The sequence below is a fragment of the Streptococcus cristatus genome, from assembly GCF_963529205.1.
In the GTDB taxonomy this organism is placed as follows: domain Bacteria; phylum Bacillota; class Bacilli; order Lactobacillales; family Streptococcaceae; genus Streptococcus; species Streptococcus cristatus_O.
The window spans coordinates 1-16,433 of the sequence record NZ_CAURYF010000003.1 but is presented as its reverse complement, the minus strand read 5'-3'; the positions used below and the strand labels follow the sequence as shown (position 1 = coordinate 16,433).

The 16,433-nt window shown below is 44.6% G+C and carries 15 protein-coding genes and 1 pseudogene; 4 read left to right on the top strand and 12 right to left on the bottom strand.

Features of this window, described 5'->3' with window-relative positions:
- Positions 1–47: 47 nt before the first annotated feature.
- The 4 genes from RWS39_RS01220 to RWS39_RS01205 form a co-directional block, all read right to left on the bottom strand.
- Complete coding sequence (locus tag RWS39_RS01220) at positions 48–1,328, bottom strand: uracil-xanthine permease family protein (RefSeq protein WP_125372880.1); 1,281 nt, start codon at positions 1,326–1,328, stop codon at positions 48–50.
- Complete coding sequence (pyrR, locus tag RWS39_RS01215; RefSeq protein WP_314479606.1) at positions 1,325–1,852, bottom strand: bifunctional pyr operon transcriptional regulator/uracil phosphoribosyltransferase PyrR; 528 nt, start codon at positions 1,850–1,852, stop codon at positions 1,325–1,327. Before pyrR ends, RWS39_RS01220 begins: the two co-directional genes overlap by 4 nt.
- A gap of 285 nt (positions 1,853–2,137) precedes the next feature.
- Entirely contained in the window at positions 2,138–2,764 is a 627-nt protein-coding gene (locus RWS39_RS01210) for a Pr6Pr family membrane protein (RefSeq protein ID WP_149517387.1), read from the bottom strand.
- A gap of 8 nt (positions 2,765–2,772) precedes the next feature.
- Entirely contained in the window at positions 2,773–3,111 is a 339-nt protein-coding gene (locus tag RWS39_RS01205; RefSeq protein ID WP_005590197.1) for a zinc ribbon domain-containing protein YjdM, read from the bottom strand.
- Between the two features lie 207 nt (positions 3,112–3,318).
- Between RWS39_RS01205 and RWS39_RS01200 the strand changes: the two genes are divergently transcribed.
- From RWS39_RS01200 to RWS39_RS01190, 3 genes are all read left to right on the top strand, one after another.
- Positions 3,319–3,843 (top strand): ECF transporter S component, encoded by a 525-nt coding sequence (locus RWS39_RS01200; RefSeq protein ID WP_125381785.1) that lies wholly within the window; start codon positions 3,319–3,321, stop codon positions 3,841–3,843.
- A 38-nt stretch (positions 3,844–3,881) separates the two neighbouring features.
- Positions 3,882–4,394, top strand: a complete 513-nt coding sequence (locus RWS39_RS01195) for a transcription repressor NadR (protein ID WP_125381784.1) — start codon at positions 3,882–3,884, stop codon at positions 4,392–4,394.
- Positions 4,395–4,532: 138 nt separating this feature from the next.
- Positions 4,533–5,831, top strand: a complete 1,299-nt coding sequence (locus RWS39_RS01190) for an aminotransferase-like domain-containing protein (RefSeq protein ID WP_314479595.1) — start codon at positions 4,533–4,535, stop codon at positions 5,829–5,831.
- A gap of 177 nt (positions 5,832–6,008) precedes the next feature.
- Here RWS39_RS01190 and RWS39_RS01185 read toward each other — a convergent pair whose 3' ends face one another.
- From RWS39_RS01185 to RWS39_RS01170, 4 genes are all read right to left on the bottom strand, one after another.
- Positions 6,009–7,748 carry an ABC transporter ATP-binding protein gene (locus RWS39_RS01185; RefSeq protein ID WP_314479592.1) on the bottom strand — a complete coding sequence of 580 codons (1,740 nt, stop codon included), beginning with the start codon at positions 7,746–7,748 and terminating at the stop codon, positions 6,009–6,011.
- A complete protein-coding gene (locus RWS39_RS01180) occupies positions 7,745–9,493 on the bottom strand; it encodes an ABC transporter ATP-binding protein (RefSeq protein ID WP_314479589.1) in 1,749 nt (582 codons plus the stop codon). The genes RWS39_RS01185 and RWS39_RS01180 overlap by 4 nt, the downstream gene beginning before the upstream one ends.
- 106 nt (positions 9,494–9,599) lie before the next feature.
- A complete protein-coding gene (locus RWS39_RS01175) occupies positions 9,600–10,277 on the bottom strand; it encodes an MmcQ/YjbR family DNA-binding protein (protein WP_314479586.1) in 678 nt (225 codons plus the stop codon).
- Between the two features lie 11 nt (positions 10,278–10,288).
- On the bottom strand, positions 10,289–10,921 hold the full coding sequence (locus RWS39_RS01170; RefSeq protein WP_314479582.1) for a copper homeostasis protein CutC: 633 nt from the start codon (positions 10,919–10,921) through the stop codon (positions 10,289–10,291).
- Between the two features lie 282 nt (positions 10,922–11,203).
- Between RWS39_RS01170 and pepT the strand changes: the two genes are divergently transcribed.
- Positions 11,204–12,427 (top strand): peptidase T, encoded by a 1,224-nt coding sequence (gene pepT, locus RWS39_RS01165; RefSeq protein ID WP_314479580.1) that lies wholly within the window; start codon positions 11,204–11,206, stop codon positions 12,425–12,427.
- Positions 12,428–12,429: 2 nt separating this feature from the next.
- Here the strand turns inward: pepT and RWS39_RS09570 are convergent.
- The 4 genes and pseudogenes from RWS39_RS09570 to RWS39_RS01150 form a co-directional block, all read right to left on the bottom strand.
- Positions 12,430–12,604, bottom strand: a pseudogene (locus RWS39_RS09570) (IS1182 family transposase); the annotation flags it as partial.
- A 141-nt stretch (positions 12,605–12,745) separates the two neighbouring features.
- Entirely contained in the window at positions 12,746–13,624 is an 879-nt protein-coding gene (truB, locus tag RWS39_RS01160) for a tRNA pseudouridine(55) synthase TruB (RefSeq protein WP_314479578.1), read from the bottom strand.
- Positions 13,625–13,636: 12 nt separating this feature from the next.
- A complete protein-coding gene (locus tag RWS39_RS01155; protein WP_314479576.1) occupies positions 13,637–14,908 on the bottom strand; it encodes a DUF2130 domain-containing protein in 1,272 nt (423 codons plus the stop codon).
- 92 nt (positions 14,909–15,000) lie between these two features.
- A partial coding sequence (locus RWS39_RS01150; protein ID WP_314479574.1) for an ABC transporter ATP-binding protein occupies positions 15,001–16,433 on the bottom strand: 1,433 nt, incomplete at its 5' end.

Here is a 16,433-nt window from a genome sequence, read left to right as displayed (position 1 = left end):
CTCCTTTTTTATTAAAAACTTTGGACAAATGTAGCAATCTCGTCAGCCTAATTTTTAGGTTCTGGCAGGATGAGGTAGAGGGCAATTCCGAGAACAGTTGACAAGGCAACTCCTGAAACTTGCAGACCTGATAGTTGCAGGGTCAGACCACCGATACCAGATACCAGAACGACACTGGCAATCAGCAGATTCTTTTTGTTGTCAAAATTGGTTTGGGCTTCAATCAGAATTTTCAAACCGCTGGAAGCAATTACCCCGAAGAGGGCGATGGAAATGCCTCCCAAAACTGGACTTGGAATCGATTGGAGCAGGGCGGATACTTTCCCGACAAAACTCATGATAATAGCCAATACAGCAGCACCAGCAATTACATAAACACTGTAGATTTTATTGAGTGCCATCACCCCGATATTTTCACCGTAGCTAGTCACTGGTGGAGCACCAAAGATACCCGCAATAACCTGAGCCAGACCATCTCCAGCCAAAGTCTTATCCAATCCAGGCTCTTTAAAGAAATCTTTGCCTGTCAAGCTGTTCAGAACCATTACATGCCCAAAGTGCTCTGTCATCGTTACAAAGGCAATCGGTGCCATTGTTAGAATTGCACTTGGATACAATTTAAAATCATAATCTATAAATGGAAGATTCATCGGCGGAACGTGGAACCAAGAAGCTTTTGTCACGTTGGCAAAAGAGATAATCTCCTGACCTGTCACCGCTCCGACAATCAGGGCAAAGATATAGCCAACAATCAAGCCCAGCAGAACTGGAATAATACCAACGATTTTCTTACCGTAGATGTTAAATAGAATGACACAGAGGAGGGTTACCATCCCGATAGCAAAGTAGGTGATGTCGTAGACCTTCTGGTCTCCAACGGTCTTATACATCACATCGCCAACGGCTGTACCCGCTAGACTCAGACCAATCACCATAATGATAGGCCCTACCACTACTGGCGGCAAAATCTTATCAATCCAAGCGTTGCCTGCGAATTTCACGATGAGGGCTACGATGAAGTAGACTAGACCACCCGTGATAGCACCTTGTGCAACCGCAGCAATCCCATCTGTCTTCATCAGCATTTGCATGGCAGCGATATAAGCAAAGCTGGAACCCATATAAGCAGGGATTTTGTACTTGGTCACTGTCAAGTGGGCCAGCGTTCCCAAACCACTTGAAAACAGGGCTACTGCTGGGTCAATTCCCACCAGAATCGGAACCAACACCGTCGCACCAAACATGGCGAATAGATGCTGGAATGAAAGTCCTAAGAGTAAACCAGGTTTTGGCATATCATGGACATCGTATTTAATTTCTTGACTCATCTTGTCTCCTCCTCTACAATCAGAACTCGGTCCTGACCATCTTTTTCAGTCATTTCAACAATAATCTCTTCGCGGCGGCTCGTTGGAATATTTTTGCCAACATAGTCTGCCCGAATCGGCAACTCACGGTGCCCACGGTCCACTAGAACAGCGAGGCTGACACGTGACGGCCGCCCATTGCTGACAAGATTATCAATGGCTGCGCGGATCGTCCGACCTGTATAGAGCACATCGTCAACGAGAATCACTTCACGATCAGTAATGTCAACTGGAATCACTGTCGTGTCTTCCTTGACTTTGATATCGTCTCGGAAGGGCTTTGTATCTACTTCGCAAACTGGAATTTCTATTTTCTCAAGCTGAGCCAGTCTTTGTTGGATCCGCTTGGCAATGAAAACCCCTCTGGTCTTAATGCCTGCCAAAACGATTTGGCTTAAATCCTTGTTGCGCTCGATGATTTCATAGGTGATTCGCGTGATGGCACGATTCATAGTGATCTCATCGACAACTTCCTTTGTCTTCATCTAAACCTCCTAAAAACATTAAAAAAGCCTCCTTTTGCAAGGAGACCTCAGAAAATATAGACAGGCTGAAACAAGACGCACTTGTCACACTCCACCCATCATTTTTACTTTGCTCCTTGCCTATCTCTCTGGATAGAATTAAAGGACTATTTAATTGTTTATAACTATACCACAATTTCAATTCCATTTCAAGAAAAAAATGAACTTTTTTCATGATAAATTGCTAATCCATTTCAACAAAATAAAAAACAGAGAACATCTGTTTTCTATTCCTATTATAAGAATCTAAGCTTTCTTCTTTGAAAATGAGATAGATTTGATTCCATAAAAAATATAACCAAAGACTAGATAGGCCACAAAGATAATCAAGCACATCTTGATAACATAAGGCCAACCGTGCTTATAGACATTAAGGAAAAAGTAGGGAAAGGGTTTATCCTTGGCATTCGGAATATCAATTTTCAAGAAAAAACCGTTAATAAGGGCAAAAATCATGTAAATCAGCGGAACACTTGTCCAAGAAATGGGATCAAACCAACGGTACTGCCGAGTTTTATCAAATACAAGAGTATCAAAGAAAAACATGAGAGGCACAATGTAATGGCAAAGGAAATTTTCCAAACGATAAAAATCTGTCGCAATCGGAGCTAGGAGCAAGTGATAGACGACGCAGGTAATCATGATACACATGGTCACGCCGCCCTTCACGCGCAACAGCTTGGAACTCTCCCAATTATTGTCTGTCCACATCCTAAAAATGAGATAGGCTGTGAATAACAGAACCAGAAGATTAGACAAGACCGTGTAGTACATCAGCATTCCTACGCCAAGTTTAGCAATTTCCAGATAGACTCCGACAAAAGCTAAAACCAGAAGAAGAAGGCGATAAGAAAGAATTATTTTTTTATTCATAGCGCTTCTCAGATTTTCTTGACAAATTCTGACTTGAGCTTCATAGCACCAAATCCGTCAATCTTACAGTCAATATTGTGGTCGCCTTCGACGATGCGGATATTTTTCACGCGCGTTCCTTGTTTGAGATCCTTAGGAGCACCTTTGACTTTCAAGTCCTTGATTAAGGTAACTGTATCCCCATCGGCCAACTGGTTTCCGTTCGCATCAATAGCCACTGGACCAGCTTCTCCTGCTGCAACTTCTGCTGGATCCCATTCGTAGGCACATTCTGGGCAAACTAAAAGAACACCGTCTTCATAAACGTATTCTGAGTTACATTTTGGGCAATTTGGCAAATTATTCATTAATTCATTTCTCCTTATAAGTGGACAGACATTCAGAAAAAGAACAGAACCTGAATGACAGCCATATTTTACCGTCTTATTATACGATATTTTATCTTATTTGACAAATGTGCAAAAAAATCACTTGTTTTCAAAAAACTTTCTTGACTTTTATGACAAAACAATGTACTATTCTAGTGTATATACAGTAGATAAAAGGAGTTTATTATGAAACCAACATCTAAAAATCAGTTTATGACACTGACCGCTTTCTTGACTGCCCTAGCCATCGTTATCCCGCTGGTTATGCCGATTAAGATTGTCATTCCGCCTGCTTCCTTCACTCTAGCCAGCCACGTTGCAATCTTTCTAGCCATGTTCATCTCACCACTCATGACAGTGATTGTCGTTCTCGGCTCTACCATCGGATTTTTCATGTCCGGCCTTCCTTTCATCATCACCCTGAGAGCCCTGTCTCACCTGCTTTTCGGGACTATCGGCGCTCTTTACCTGCAAAAGCATCCTGGTATATTGGACAATCAGAAAACGACCTGGATCTTTAATTTCGTGCTGGCCTTGATTCATGCCTTTGGTGAGGTAGTGGTCTGCATTCTCTTTTACACAACAACAGCCTATCCGGCTAATGCCTTCTATATCCTCTTCGGTTTAGTTGGATTTGGTACAATTGTCCATAGTATGGTGGACTTTGTCATTGCCAAATTTGTCTATCAGGCTCTGAAAAAGATTCGTTAAACCTTGAATCTTCTAGAGATTTGATTTACAATGAAGTTATGACAAAAAAACGAAGAAATGATCTATTAGAGCTTTTAAAAGAAGCTCGCCAACCTTTAAACGGACAATTTTTGGCGGAACAATTTCATGTCACTCGCCAGATTATCGTTCAGGATATTGCCCTGCTGCGAGCCGATGGCACTCCCATTATCAGTACCAATAGGGGCTATCTCTATAAAGAAAGCAATCAACCTGCTCATTTTCACCGTCTTTTTAAACTCAAGCATAAGGCGGACGATATCGAAGCCGAACTTTTGGCCATCGTTGATAATGGCGGACGGGTGCAGAATATCATGATTGAGCATCCTGTCTATGGGGAAATCCAGACCTATCTGAAATTGACCTGCCGTCGCGATGTGCAGCAATTTTTAGAGCAAGTCTCAGAGAGCGATTTTCGTGCCTTATCCGAACTGACAAATGGAATTCACTACCATTTAATCGAGGCAGATTCTCAGCAGGACTTAGACTATATCGAGGAAGCCTTAGCGACACTGGGCTTTCTGCAAGAATAGGCACGGCGCAAATGTTCTAGATTGAACCAGTTTTGAAGGAAATTCAAGGCTGGTTTTTATATTTTGAATGAACAAGAAACTTTGTCAACTTCCTAGAAATAAGGTAAAATAAGAGAAAGAAATCTGTGGGGGGACAGAATGACAGCAAAAGCTAAATACCAAGTCATCATGGATAGAATTATCAGGGATATTGACAAGGGAAGACTTACTACGGGGCAAAAGATTCCTTCCGTCCGCAAGCTGTCAGACCGCTACCATTGCAGTAAAGATACTGCTCAGAAGGCCTTGATTGAGCTTCGTTATCAGAAGTACATCTATGCTGTACCTAAGAGCGGCTACTATGTCTTGGAAAATGACCAAAACAAAAAGGAAGATATCGAGCTGGCTGTGACAGACGACCGCCATCAGGCCTATGAAGACTTCCGCCTGTGTGTTAATGAAACACTGATTGGTCGAGAAAACTATCTTTTCAACTACTATTCCCAACAAGAAGGACTGGAGGAGCTGCGACAGTCAGTCCAGCGCTTGCTTTTGGACTCTGCCGTCTACACTTCTGCAGACAATCTGATTCTGACTTCTGGTACCCAACAAGCCCTCTATATTCTCTCTCAGATTGATTTCCCAAATGGCAAAGAGACCATTCTGGTTGAGCAGCCCACTTACCACCGAATCAATAATTTACTTCTAAATCAGAAATTGCCTTATGAGACCATTGAGCGTAAACCAACTGGGATTGACCTGAAAGAGTTAGAGAGGATTTTTAAAACAAGGCGGATCAAGTTTTTTTACACAATTCCCCGTTTCCACTATCCACTAGGCCATTCATACAGCCGTCAGGAAAAGGAAGAAATCCTTGCCCTTGCTGAACGTTATGATGTCTATATTGTTGAAGACGACTATCTGGCCGACTTTGATAGTAAGCGAGAACTGCCTTTTCACTATCTAGATGATAGTCAACATGTCCTCTATATCAAGTCTTTTTCTACCAGCCTCTTTCCTGCCCTGCGCATCACGGCCTTGGCTCTGCCACCTCAGATTCGAGAAACATTTCTGTCCTATAAAATAGCGGTTGACTACGACAGTAACCTCATCATGCAAAAGGCTCTCTCCCTCTATATTGATAATCTGATGTTTGAAAAGAATCGTCTAGGCTTACTTAACCGACTGGAAACTGAAAAAAATAAGGCACAATCCCTCTTGGACGACCTTCATTTCCCTCTGCCTCACCAGTTGACAACAGATGGCGTGATTTTTGACCTCCAATCCCTCCCCTCAGTCAGCTCCCTCAAACATAGCAAGCTGCCGCTGGACTTTTTTGAAAGCAGCTACATTCATACTTGCCCCTACCGCTATGCTAAGCTAGGGTTTGATGATTTAAAGGAAAATCTGGAAAAATTTAAAGAATATCTAAAAAGAGAGTGGGACAGAAATCGGTAATTCGTTAGAATTCGATTTCGTCGTCCCACCTCCGCACAGTTGAGTAGGGCTGTAAAAGCTGATGAAATCAGCGTAATAGAGCCCACTCAACCACTGCGTCTTGCTCGACAATCCAAAAACAATTGAGAGGCTAGGACTTTTGTCCCAGCCTCTTTTCTTTGAATTTTTCGTACTCTATCAGATATCCAACATCCCAGCCTGCAGCTGATACATTTTCTTATACGTCCCATTTTGTGCTAGAAGCTCTTCATGGCTACCAGACTCAATGATGCGCCCTTTATCTAAAACGTAGATGCAATTGGCATCCTGAATCGTGGACAGTCGATGGGCGATGGCAATAGTGGTTCGCCCCTGCCGCATTTTCCGAAGAGAATGCTGGATCAGCTCCTCAGTTTCCGAATCGATATTGGCAGTGGCTTCATCCAAAATCAAGATTTTAGGCTTGGTTGCGATGGTTCTGGCAAAGGCCAAAAGCTGTCGTTGGCCACTAGAGAAGGTGGAGCCGCGCTCGGTAACTGGACTATCATAGCCCTGAGCTAGCTGGCTGATAAAGTCATGAGCATCAACAAACCGAGCTGCTTCTTCGACCTCCGCTTGCGATAGATTTTCCTGATACATGCGGATATTGGAGGCAATGGTGCCGTGGTAGAGGAAGGGATCCTGCAAGACAAGACCGATATTGCGTCGTAATTCTGCTTGACTATAGTCTCTGATGTCTCTGCCATCAATAAGAATCTTACCTTTTTCAAATTCATAAAAGCGCAGGAAAAGGTTGATAATGGAGGATTTTCCCGAACCCGTTGATCCGACAAAGGCAATCGTCTCACCTTGCTTGACGCTAAAGGAAATGTCCTTTAGAATCTCTCTCTTTCCGTCATAAGAAAAGCTCACATGCTCAAAGTCAATATTGCCCGCCTGAATCTCAGGTCCTTCTTCTGCTTGCTCAGGCTCAAAGTCTCGACGATCCATCAGTTCAAAAACGCGCTCCGCAGCCACCATGGATGTCTGAAGAACTGAGTAATTTTGCATGACATCGATCAAGGGATTGAAAAGCTGGTTGACATACTGGATGAAAGCATACATGACACCTGCAGTCACTCCAGCTACTTGCCAGCTCAAGCCGAAATAAGTCAGAATAAGAGCATAAGCCAAGATTTTCAACAGGGACATGGCTGGGCGCAGAAAGAGACTGTTCACATTCAGATAGCGATTGCTAAAGTCTAGGTGTTCTCCATTGATTGCTTCAAATTCTTCGATTAGCCGCTTTTCCTGACTAAAAGCTTGGATGATCCGCATCCCTTCAATGCTCTCAGAAAGTTTGACGTTGAGGTCGCTTAGTTTAGCTCGGACTTGCTTGAGCAAGCGATTGGACAGCCGCTGATACAGCACAATCGAGCCAAGCATGATAGGCAAAAAGAGGACAATCAGAAGAGTCAGCCGCCAATTCAAAGCCAGCATGGTTGCGATCGTCACCACCAAGATAAGCATGGAGCTGAGAAAGTTAGAAAAAATGCTGCTAAACATATCAGCCACTGACTGGGTATCGTTTGTCAAGCGAGAAACGATAGCCCCTGCTGCTGTCTGGTCAAAGTAAGCCATGCCTAATTGCTGCATATTCGCAAAAGTTTCCTGCCGAAGATCGCGAACAATGCTGTAGGCCACCCGTGCAAAAGCATACTGCCCCAGAAAAGTAAGGAGTACTCGCAAAAAAAAGAGGCCATAGTAAATCCCCAGCAGATAGAGGCCACTTGTGGCTGCTTCTCGGCTGACAAACTGATCAATATAAGAACGAGCCAAGAGCGGCAAGGCTGTTGTCACCAAGGTTGTCGCAAAAATAAAGACTAGAGCCAACAGGCTAATCCATTTGTAGCGCCACATATAGCCTAGGAGGCGTCTAAAAGTTGATTGTTTTGTCATTTTGCAGAATCCTCCTTGAAACGTTCATATAGTTGTTGATTTTGATAGGTTTGAGCATACCAGCCCTCTGCTGCCAGAAGTTCTTGGTGGCTACCTCGCTCCTTGATGCGGCCATTCTCCAGAACTAGAATCAAATCTGCATGGACAATGGCTGACAGACGATGGGCGGTGATAATGGTCGTCTTGCCAGCTCGTTCCTGCTTGAGATTTTCTAAAATCACATGCTCGGTCTTGGCATCCACTGCTGATAAGGAATCATCCAAAATCAAAATTTCTGGATTGGTGATGAGGGCTCTGCTCATAGCCAAACGCTGCTTTTGACCACCAGAAAGCGAGACGCCTCGCTCTCCAATCAGCGTATCCAAACCATCCGGCATAGCCTTAATATCCTCATAAACACCACAAAGCTGGGCTGCTCGGATGACTTGCTCATCTGACAGTTCTGGATTAGCAAAGCGGATATTGTCCCGAATGGACAGAGCAAAGAGTATCTGATCCTGAGGCACATAACCAATCAGACTGCGCAGATTCTTAAGAGCATATTCTCGGATATCGTGGCCATTCAGATAAATTGCTCCTTCTTGAATATCCTGCTCCCGAAGCAAGAGGCGCAGCAAGGTAGTCTTTCCAGATCCAGTCGGCCCGACAATCCCCAAGGTCTGCCCTTTTTCTAATGTAAAATGAATATCCCTCAAAGTGACTTCATTTTCATAAGCAAAGTAATCTATCTCATAGTCCAGTCGGCCATTTTGAATATTGGCAAGTGGCTGCTGGGCTTCCTTGACATCCGACTCCTCAGCCAGCAAGTTCTCAATCCGTTCATAGGAAACGGCTCCCCGCTGGCTGATATTCACTAGGTACCCCATCGCCTGCAGTGGCCACACTAGCATATCCAGATAAGTCATAAAGGTAACCAGCTCACCGACTGTAAATTGCCCTTGGGAAATAAACATTCCCCCGAAAATCAGGGTCAGAACATAGGATAAGCCGACAAAAATTAGCACCATGGGATCAAAAAGGGAATTGTACTTGGCAGCCAAGATATTCTTTTGATAGACTTCTTGGTTGATGGCCGCAAAAGACTCCGTCTCCGCAACCTGATAGCCAAAGGACTTGGTTACTTTAATCCCCGCTACGCTTTCCTGAACTTTATTGTTGAGATCTGAAAAAGCCTCCTGAGCCGCTTTAAAGCTCTCGTGATTCTTCCGACCAATCAAGCTGGTTCCCCAGGACAGAAAAGGAAGAGGGAGAATCGCAATCAGGGTCAACCGCCAGTCCAAGACCAGAAACATGGTGATGAGGGTCACCAAGGCCGTAATAGAAGCATCTACCGCTGACATAACACCACCGCCAGCCACGCTGACTACTGCATTGATATCATTGGTCGCATGGGCCATGAGGTCACCCGTTCGGTATTTTTGATAAAAACTTGGCGACATCCGTGTAAAATGCTCAAAAAGCCGAAAGCGTAAGATGCGTCCCAGATTATTGGCCGTACCAAAGATATAGAGCCGCCAGACATACCGCAAACCATACATGATAAAAGCAGACAAAATCAAAAGGAGAAGATTATAAGTAAGTTCTTCAGTGGTCAGACTTTGCCTAGCAATTCTATCTATGACCTGCCCAATGACCCGTGGCGGAATCAGATTAAACACACTGACCAGAGACAAGGCCAAGATGCCAATCATATAACGCCGCTTTTCCAGTTTAAAAAACCAGTCCAGTTTTCTGATAAGATTCATTTCGTTTCCTCATTCCAAACAAAGGACGGACAGCCCTTAATCCGACTGTCCGTTTCTCACTATCTCTATTATACGCTATTTCATCTAAAAATGAAACTCAAGCAAACTATGCTCGCTTTTTCTTAGTCAAGGCAAAGCTGGTATCCAACAAATCAAAAAGTTGCTGATCCAACAAAGTTCCATCCAAGGGAAGACTGAGCCAGTATTTTTTATTCATATGAAAGGCGGGATAAATACCCTTTTGCTGAATAAGTTCTGCAACTCGGTCACTCTTGACATTGAGAACCTCAATCAGACCACTGCGCTCCTTTTCAAACTTAGACCAGTCAGTCGTCAAAAAAGCTCCGTACCATTTCTTGCTATCCTGATGGCGAAAAACAGCAGCCCCATTAGTGCTTTTTCGAGAAGAATTCTCCCAGAGATACTCCAACTGTCCCTGATAAGTAGTCGCCACATAAGAACTCAGTCGCTGACTTTGCTCATAAAGAAAGCTTACTTCCTCAAAGCAATGCTGCCGAATGTCCAGCAGAACCTCCTGACAGGTCGCCCTGACTTGACCGACAAATTCTCCAGCCATACTTTCCATCTTGACTTGCCGGTATTCGTCACCTGTATCCAAGTCAAACACCTGAAAATCCAGCTTTCCATCGGAAATCAGCACATCCATCTGGAAGTCGCCAGCCATAATCTTGGTCGAATAGCTGTATTCTGCACCAGACCTGACAAAGCCATAATCCAGCAAATTTTCTTCCTTCAGCCTATATTTTTCAAATAAATCCAACATGAACTTGCCTGCTAAAATACTACTTTGGTGCCGTGCAATTGATCAACACCCAAAGTGTCAGCAATCTCAGCACGATTGTCTAGATTAATCCCACCACCAGGTAAAATCTCTATCCGCCCTGCCGCATGCTCAATCAATTCATCCAGCCAAGCCAAATTCTCTAGGATGGACTCTGACGCTGGCCCGCCATGAGTCAAAATCCGCTTCACTCCATGTTCTACCAGCCAGTCTAACTCTCCAAACTGATATTCAGCAGGAATAGCATCAAAAGCCATATGGAAGACCACATCCAGTTCCTGAGCTGCTTCAAGCAGCCGTTCCATCTTAGGATAATCAATCTCGTTATTTTCCGTTAAAACACCAAAAACGAGGCCATGGCTCCCCGCCTCACGTGCCTTCTGAATGTCCGAAAGCATTATCTCGATTTCCCCATCTGAATAGACAAAATTCCCGCCGCGAGGACGAATCATGGTCATCACAGTCGCATCATAAGGCTTGACCATTCGTACTGCAGCCTCGATGACACCGTAGCTAGGCGTTGTTCCACCAACTGATAGATTATCACACAGCTCAACCCGCTTTGCTCCAGCCTCTAAAGCCTTGTCTAGCAAGGTGACATTCTCAGCACAAAATTCATAAATCATGGCACTACCTCTTATTTACTATATTGATTTTCTACTTTTTATTATATCACAAAATTTCCTTTAACATGCGCTTCTAGCATATTTACCACTGCATTTTCTTAATAACTTTATATTAATAGGCTTGTAACAATTCACTATTCTCTAAGCTTACGAGTCATATTTTCAGCTATTTCCACTACGACCATCTTCCAAGACCTTCAACTAGAGAAATATTGACTTACAGATGTCTTTTGTTCAAGATTGTGCTAAAATAGACTTAATCTATGAAAACAAGGAGCTTTTATGAAATACCCTAATCTTTTAGATCGTTTCCTGACCTATGTCAAGGTCAATACACGCTCAGACGAAACATCTACTACTACACCCAGCACCCAGAGTCAGGTAGACTTTGCTAACAATATCCTCATTCCTGAAATGAAGCGGGTTGGCTTGGAAAATGTCTACTACCTGCCTAACGGCTTTGCGATTGGAACTCTGCCAGCCAATGATCCTAGCTTTACTCGCAAGATTGGCTTTATTTCCCACATGGATACGGCGGACTTCAATGCGGAAAACATCCAGCCGCAGGTCATTGAGAATTATGACGGCGGTGTGATTCCGCTTGGTCAGTCTGGCTTCAATTTAGATCCTGCAGACTTCGCCAGTCTCCATAAATACAAGGGCCAAACCCTGATTACGACTGACGGAACCACTCTTTTGGGAGCAGACGACAAGTCAGGTATTGCTGAAATCATGACGGCTATCGAATACCTGTCTGCCCATCCAGAAATCAAGCATGGAGAAATCCGAGTGGGCTTTGGTCCAGACGAGGAAATCGGTATTGGTGCTGATAAGTTTGACGCTGAAGACTTTGATGTGGACTTTGCCTATACAGTGGACGGCGGACCGCTAGGCGAGCTTCAGTACGAAACCTTTAGCGCTGCTGGAGCAGAACTAACCTTCCAAGGCCGCAATGTCCATCCAGGAACTGCTAAAGACCAGATGGTCAATGCTCTCCAGCTGGCTATTGACTTCCACAACCAACTGCCAGAAAGCGACCGACCAGAGAAGACTGAAGGCTACCAAGGTTTCTACCACCTGATGAACCTGACCGGGACTGTCGAAGAAGCCCAAGCCAGCTACATTGTCCGCGACTTTGAGACAGAAGCTTTTGAAAATCGCAAAGTTGCTATGCAGACTATTGCTGATAAAATGAACCAAGAACTGGGTAGCGAGCGCGTCATTTTGACCCTCAAAGACCAGTATTACAACATGAAGCAGATTATTGAAAAGGACATGACACCAATCAATATCGCTAAAGCAGTCATGGAAAGTCTGGACATCCAGCCGATCATCGAGCCAATCCGTGGCGGAACTGATGGCTCCAAAATTTCCTTTATGGGTATCCCGACTCCCAACCTCTTTGCCGGCGGTGAAAACATGCACGGCCGCTTCGAATATGTCAGCCTAGAAACCATGGAACGCGCTGTCGATACCATCATTGGCATCGTCTCTTATCAAGAATAAATGGCTAAAAGCACTTTAGGGTGATAAGACGGGCGACCAAAGGTCTGATAGAAAGCGTGGAAGTGACTATCCTCTAAGACATCCACCACTTTTTCAATGGCAAAGACAAGATGGTCTTCTGGTAAAATGAAGTTCTAGTTATAAAGTCGTTTGATTTGTGTTATAGTGAATGAGCATGGGATAGCCTCTCTAAATGGTTTATTGAGCAATTCTATTTTAGTAGTACTATAGCAACTATGCAAAAAGCAACGGATTTGCCGTTGCTTTTTTTGTATCAAAGTGACTATTGTCCCAGACTAGCTATTATGCTATATACCATCAAAGAAAAACTTTTTTAGGTTTATAAGATTCTTCCCTTTTTTCTAAGATGGCGATAAGCTTACCTTTATGAAAACCAGCCAAGATTGTTGCCGCATTTTCAATGAAAATAAAGCGACCAAAGCGGACTTCCTCTAGCTGCTCTATCGTTAATTCAATCTTGGGTAAATCACCTGTCCCCAACTCCAGAGGCTGAAGGAATGCAAAATCCTCCACTGCTACTCGCTCCGCTATTTCATCCAAGGTCAAGGCATCGTCTAAGCTCATACCAGCTGAGGAAGTCCGTGTCAGCTGGGACATGTGACTGGCAAAGCCGAGCTTGGCTCCCAAATCAACAGACAGGGTTCGAACATAGGTTCCCTTGCTGCACTTGACTCGAAAACGAAAGCGGGCTTGTTCAGCTTCATAGGAAATCGGACTGGTGCGCTCAAAGCTATAAATGGTCACCTGCCGCTCGGGACGCTCCACTTCTTGACCTGCACGCGCATACTCATAAAGCTTGCGGCCATTGACCTTGACTGCTGAGTACATGGGCGGTATCTGGCGAATCTCACCAGTCATGGACTCCATCGCTTCATCAATGAGAGCCTCTTCTAAAAGCTCTGTCACCGGAGTCCGCACCAGGACGTCTCCGCTGGCATCCTCTGTCGTCGTTGAGCAGCCCAGAGTAATCTCCCCCTCGTAGATCTTTCCTTCCTCCTGCATGAACTCGACCAAACGTGTCGCCTTGCCTACAGCAATCGGAAGCACCCCGACTACATCTGGATCCAAGGTGCCCCCGTGACCAATTTTCTTGGTCTTTAAAATCTTGCGCAGCTTAAATACCGCATCATGCGAGGTCATGCCCGCTTCTTTTCTTAAGTTGATAATTCCGTTCATTGTCTTGTTTTCTTACTTCTCCTTCAAAGCCTCAAACTTAGCTTTCATGGTTGGATTTTTGCGCGTCAGTTTCTTGACAGAGACATCGTCCAGTTTGTTATTTGCCAAGCGCAGCTGGTTTTCAGAGGTTGTCAGGAATTTTTTGATTTCTTCCATCCGGCGGATAGCTTTGTCAATCTCCTCGATGGCCTTGCCAAAGTTGGTCGAAGCAGACTGATAGTTCTTAGCAAAAGCTACTTTAAAAGCATCCAAATCTTCCTCAAAATGTGTAATATCAATATTCTGCTCCCGCACCAAGGCCAGTTCCTGCTTGTACTGGAGCGAGTTAAGCGCAGCATTACGCAAAAGGGTAATCATGGGCAAGAAGAACTGTGGTCGGATAACATACATCTTCTCATAGGCATAGGACACGTCGACAATACCCGAATTGTAGAGTTCACTGTCAGCCTCAAGAAGTGTCACCAGAATAGCATACTCACAGCCTTTCTCCCGCCGGTCCTTATCCAGCTCTTTGAAGAAATGCTCGTTTTTCTTCTTAGTCGCTGTCTCATCGCCTTCATTTTTCATCTCAAACATGATGGAGAGGATTTCCACGCCATTTTCATCCACCTCACGGTAAATGTAGTCACCCTTGCTGCCTGTTCTGGCATCATTGTCCTTGCCAAACTCCGCTCGTGGAAACATAGCCATACGGTTCTTGTTAAACTCGTACTCGCAGTGCTGCTCTAGGCTTTCACCAATCATCTTAGTAGACTGCTTGGCCTTAAAATCCTTGTAGAACTCTATGGTCTCATCTTTCTGCCGCAGCTCTACCTCATAGCGCTCTTTGAGAGAGGTCTGAGCCAGCGCTGCTTCTTTTTCTTGCAAAACTAGCTGATTCTTAACCTCGTCTCGCTCTTTTTCCAGCGCAGACAAGGTCTTTTGCAGTTGATTTTCATGCTCCAAACGCAGAGTTGTCAGCTGACTTTCCAATTGCTGAACTTCCTTATCCTTCTCCTGCAATTGAAGACTTGCTGCCTGCTCCGCCTCTTTCTTTGCCAATTCCTGCTGGGTCTCAAACTGAGCGATTTGACTTTGAAGCTTGCTAATTTCCTGCTCTTTCTGCGATAGGAGAGCTTGTTGGGCATTCTGGGATTTTTGCTCTGCTAAAGCCAGCTCCTGCTCAATCCGAGCATGGATTTCTTTGTCGAACTCTGCAGTCCGAACCTGCGACAAAAGCTCACTGTACTGGCTCTCATTGACAGTAAAAACCTCCCCGCAGTTGGGGCATTTGATTTCGTTCATGGCTACCTCATTCAAGATTTTTCTCTACTTCATTATACCATTCTTCCCTTTAAATGAAAAACAGCAAGCCGTTAGCCTGCTGTCTCAGTTTATCACTCCGCCATCTCAATCCGCCAGCTGGCGGCTGTTTTTCTTTCTTGGATAAATTTACTGTAAATGCCTTGTTTAGCTAGTAAGTCTTGGTGTTTGCCTTGTTCGACAATGCGGCCTTGATCCAGCACCAAAATCTGATCTGCATGCTCAACTGTCTTGAGTCGGTGGGCAATCATGATAATGGTCTTATCGTGAGTCAGAGCCTGAATAGCCTGCATGAGAGCTTCTTCGTTTTCTGGATCAACATTGGCTGTTGCTTCATCCAGAATGATGATAGGCGCATCTTTGATAATTGCCCGGTCAATGGAAATGCGCTGGCGCTCACCTCCAGAAAGACTAGCACCTCCTTCACCAATCTTGGTGTCATAGCCATCAGGCAGCGAGAGAATAAAGTCATGACAGGCCGCTTTCTTGGCAGCCTCTATCACTTCTTCCTGACTGGCCTCCGGCTTGCCAAAACGAATGTTATTAGCAATAGTATCCTCAAAGAGATAGACGCTTTGGAAGACAAAGCTGAAATTACGAATCAGGCTGTCATAGCTGTATTCCCTAACATCATGCCCGTCTAGACTGATACTTCCCTGGTCCACATCCCAGAAGCGGGCAATGAGGTTGCAGAGCGTTGTCTTGCCTGATCCAGATGGTCCGACCAAAGCAGTTGTTATTTTTTCGGGAATGGTGAGGGAAACCTGGTCAATAATTTTCTTATTTCCATAAGAGAAGCTAACGTCTCTCAGCTCAATCCGGCTGCTCTTAGGCTCAATATCCTGACCACTGATGTCCATCGGCTGGATAGCTAAGACTTGATTGACCATACCAACCGACAAATCAACAATGCGCAGGAGAGAAGAGAAAGATCCAACACCATCTAGATTTTCATAAATCATAAAGCCACTGACAATCATCATAATGGTTACCAGCAGCTCCATACTGCCATTGAGATAAAAGTAGATAGAGAAAAGTCCCATAAAGAGACCGGTCAGCTTGGTCACTATGCCTTGGAGGGCAATGTAAGGTGAGGTCACAAGTGTCATTTTGGTATCTAGCTGACTCTTGCCTTCAATAGCCTTGGACAGCTTCTTGGCAGAACGGTTAACCAGATTGTAGTTCTTTACTTCAGCAATTCCTTGGCTGTACTCTAAAACAACGGCTACCAGGTCCATATCCGCCTGATACTTGTCATCAGAAACCTTGCCAACTTGCCAACGCATGAGGGTATTGGGCAGGAGAAAGAGGACAAGACCCACCAAAAGAACCAGACCAACCCGCCAGTCATAGAGAAAGACCAAAATAGTGATGAGACCGGTCGTCAGAAAGCCCTGTACTGTCATCATAACCACTCGCGTAGCTACATCAGACAGCCCTTCCAGCGTATTGGTCGTAACACTGGTAATCTTGCCCAAGCTATTTTGATTAAAGTAACCCATGGGCA

Bases quoted from the DNA above. Each gene is read 5' to 3' on its own strand.
- RWS39_RS01220 (WP_125372880.1), bottom strand. From the start codon at position 1,328: ATGAGTCAAGAAATTAAATACGATGTCCATGATATGCCAAAACCTGGT.
- pyrR (WP_314479606.1), bottom strand. From the start codon at position 1,852: ATGAAGACAAAGGAAGTTGTCGATGAGATCACTATGAATCGTGCCATC.
- RWS39_RS01210 (WP_149517387.1), bottom strand. From the start codon at position 2,764: ATGAATAAAAAAATAATTCTTTCTTATCGCCTTCTTCTTCTGGTTTTA.
- RWS39_RS01205 (WP_005590197.1), bottom strand. From the start codon at position 3,111: ATGAATAATTTGCCAAATTGCCCAAAATGTAACTCAGAATACGTTTAT.
- RWS39_RS01200 (WP_125381785.1), top strand. From the start codon at position 3,319: ATGAAACCAACATCTAAAAATCAGTTTATGACACTGACCGCTTTCTTG.
- RWS39_RS01195 (WP_125381784.1), top strand. From the start codon at position 3,882: ATGACAAAAAAACGAAGAAATGATCTATTAGAGCTTTTAAAAGAAGCT.
- RWS39_RS01190 (WP_314479595.1), top strand. From the start codon at position 4,533: ATGACAGCAAAAGCTAAATACCAAGTCATCATGGATAGAATTATCAGG.
- RWS39_RS01185 (WP_314479592.1), bottom strand. From the start codon at position 7,748: ATGACAAAACAATCAACTTTTAGACGCCTCCTAGGCTATATGTGGCGC.
- RWS39_RS01180 (WP_314479589.1), bottom strand. From the start codon at position 9,493: ATGAATCTTATCAGAAAACTGGACTGGTTTTTTAAACTGGAAAAGCGG.
- RWS39_RS01175 (WP_314479586.1), bottom strand. From the start codon at position 10,277: ATGTTGGATTTATTTGAAAAATATAGGCTGAAGGAAGAAAATTTGCTG.
- RWS39_RS01170 (WP_314479582.1), bottom strand. From the start codon at position 10,921: ATGATTTATGAATTTTGTGCTGAGAATGTCACCTTGCTAGACAAGGCT.
- pepT (WP_314479580.1), top strand. From the start codon at position 11,204: ATGAAATACCCTAATCTTTTAGATCGTTTCCTGACCTATGTCAAGGTC.
- truB (WP_314479578.1), bottom strand. From the start codon at position 13,624: ATGAACGGAATTATCAACTTAAGAAAAGAAGCGGGCATGACCTCGCAT.
- RWS39_RS01155 (WP_314479576.1), bottom strand. From the start codon at position 14,908: ATGAACGAAATCAAATGCCCCAACTGCGGGGAGGTTTTTACTGTCAAT.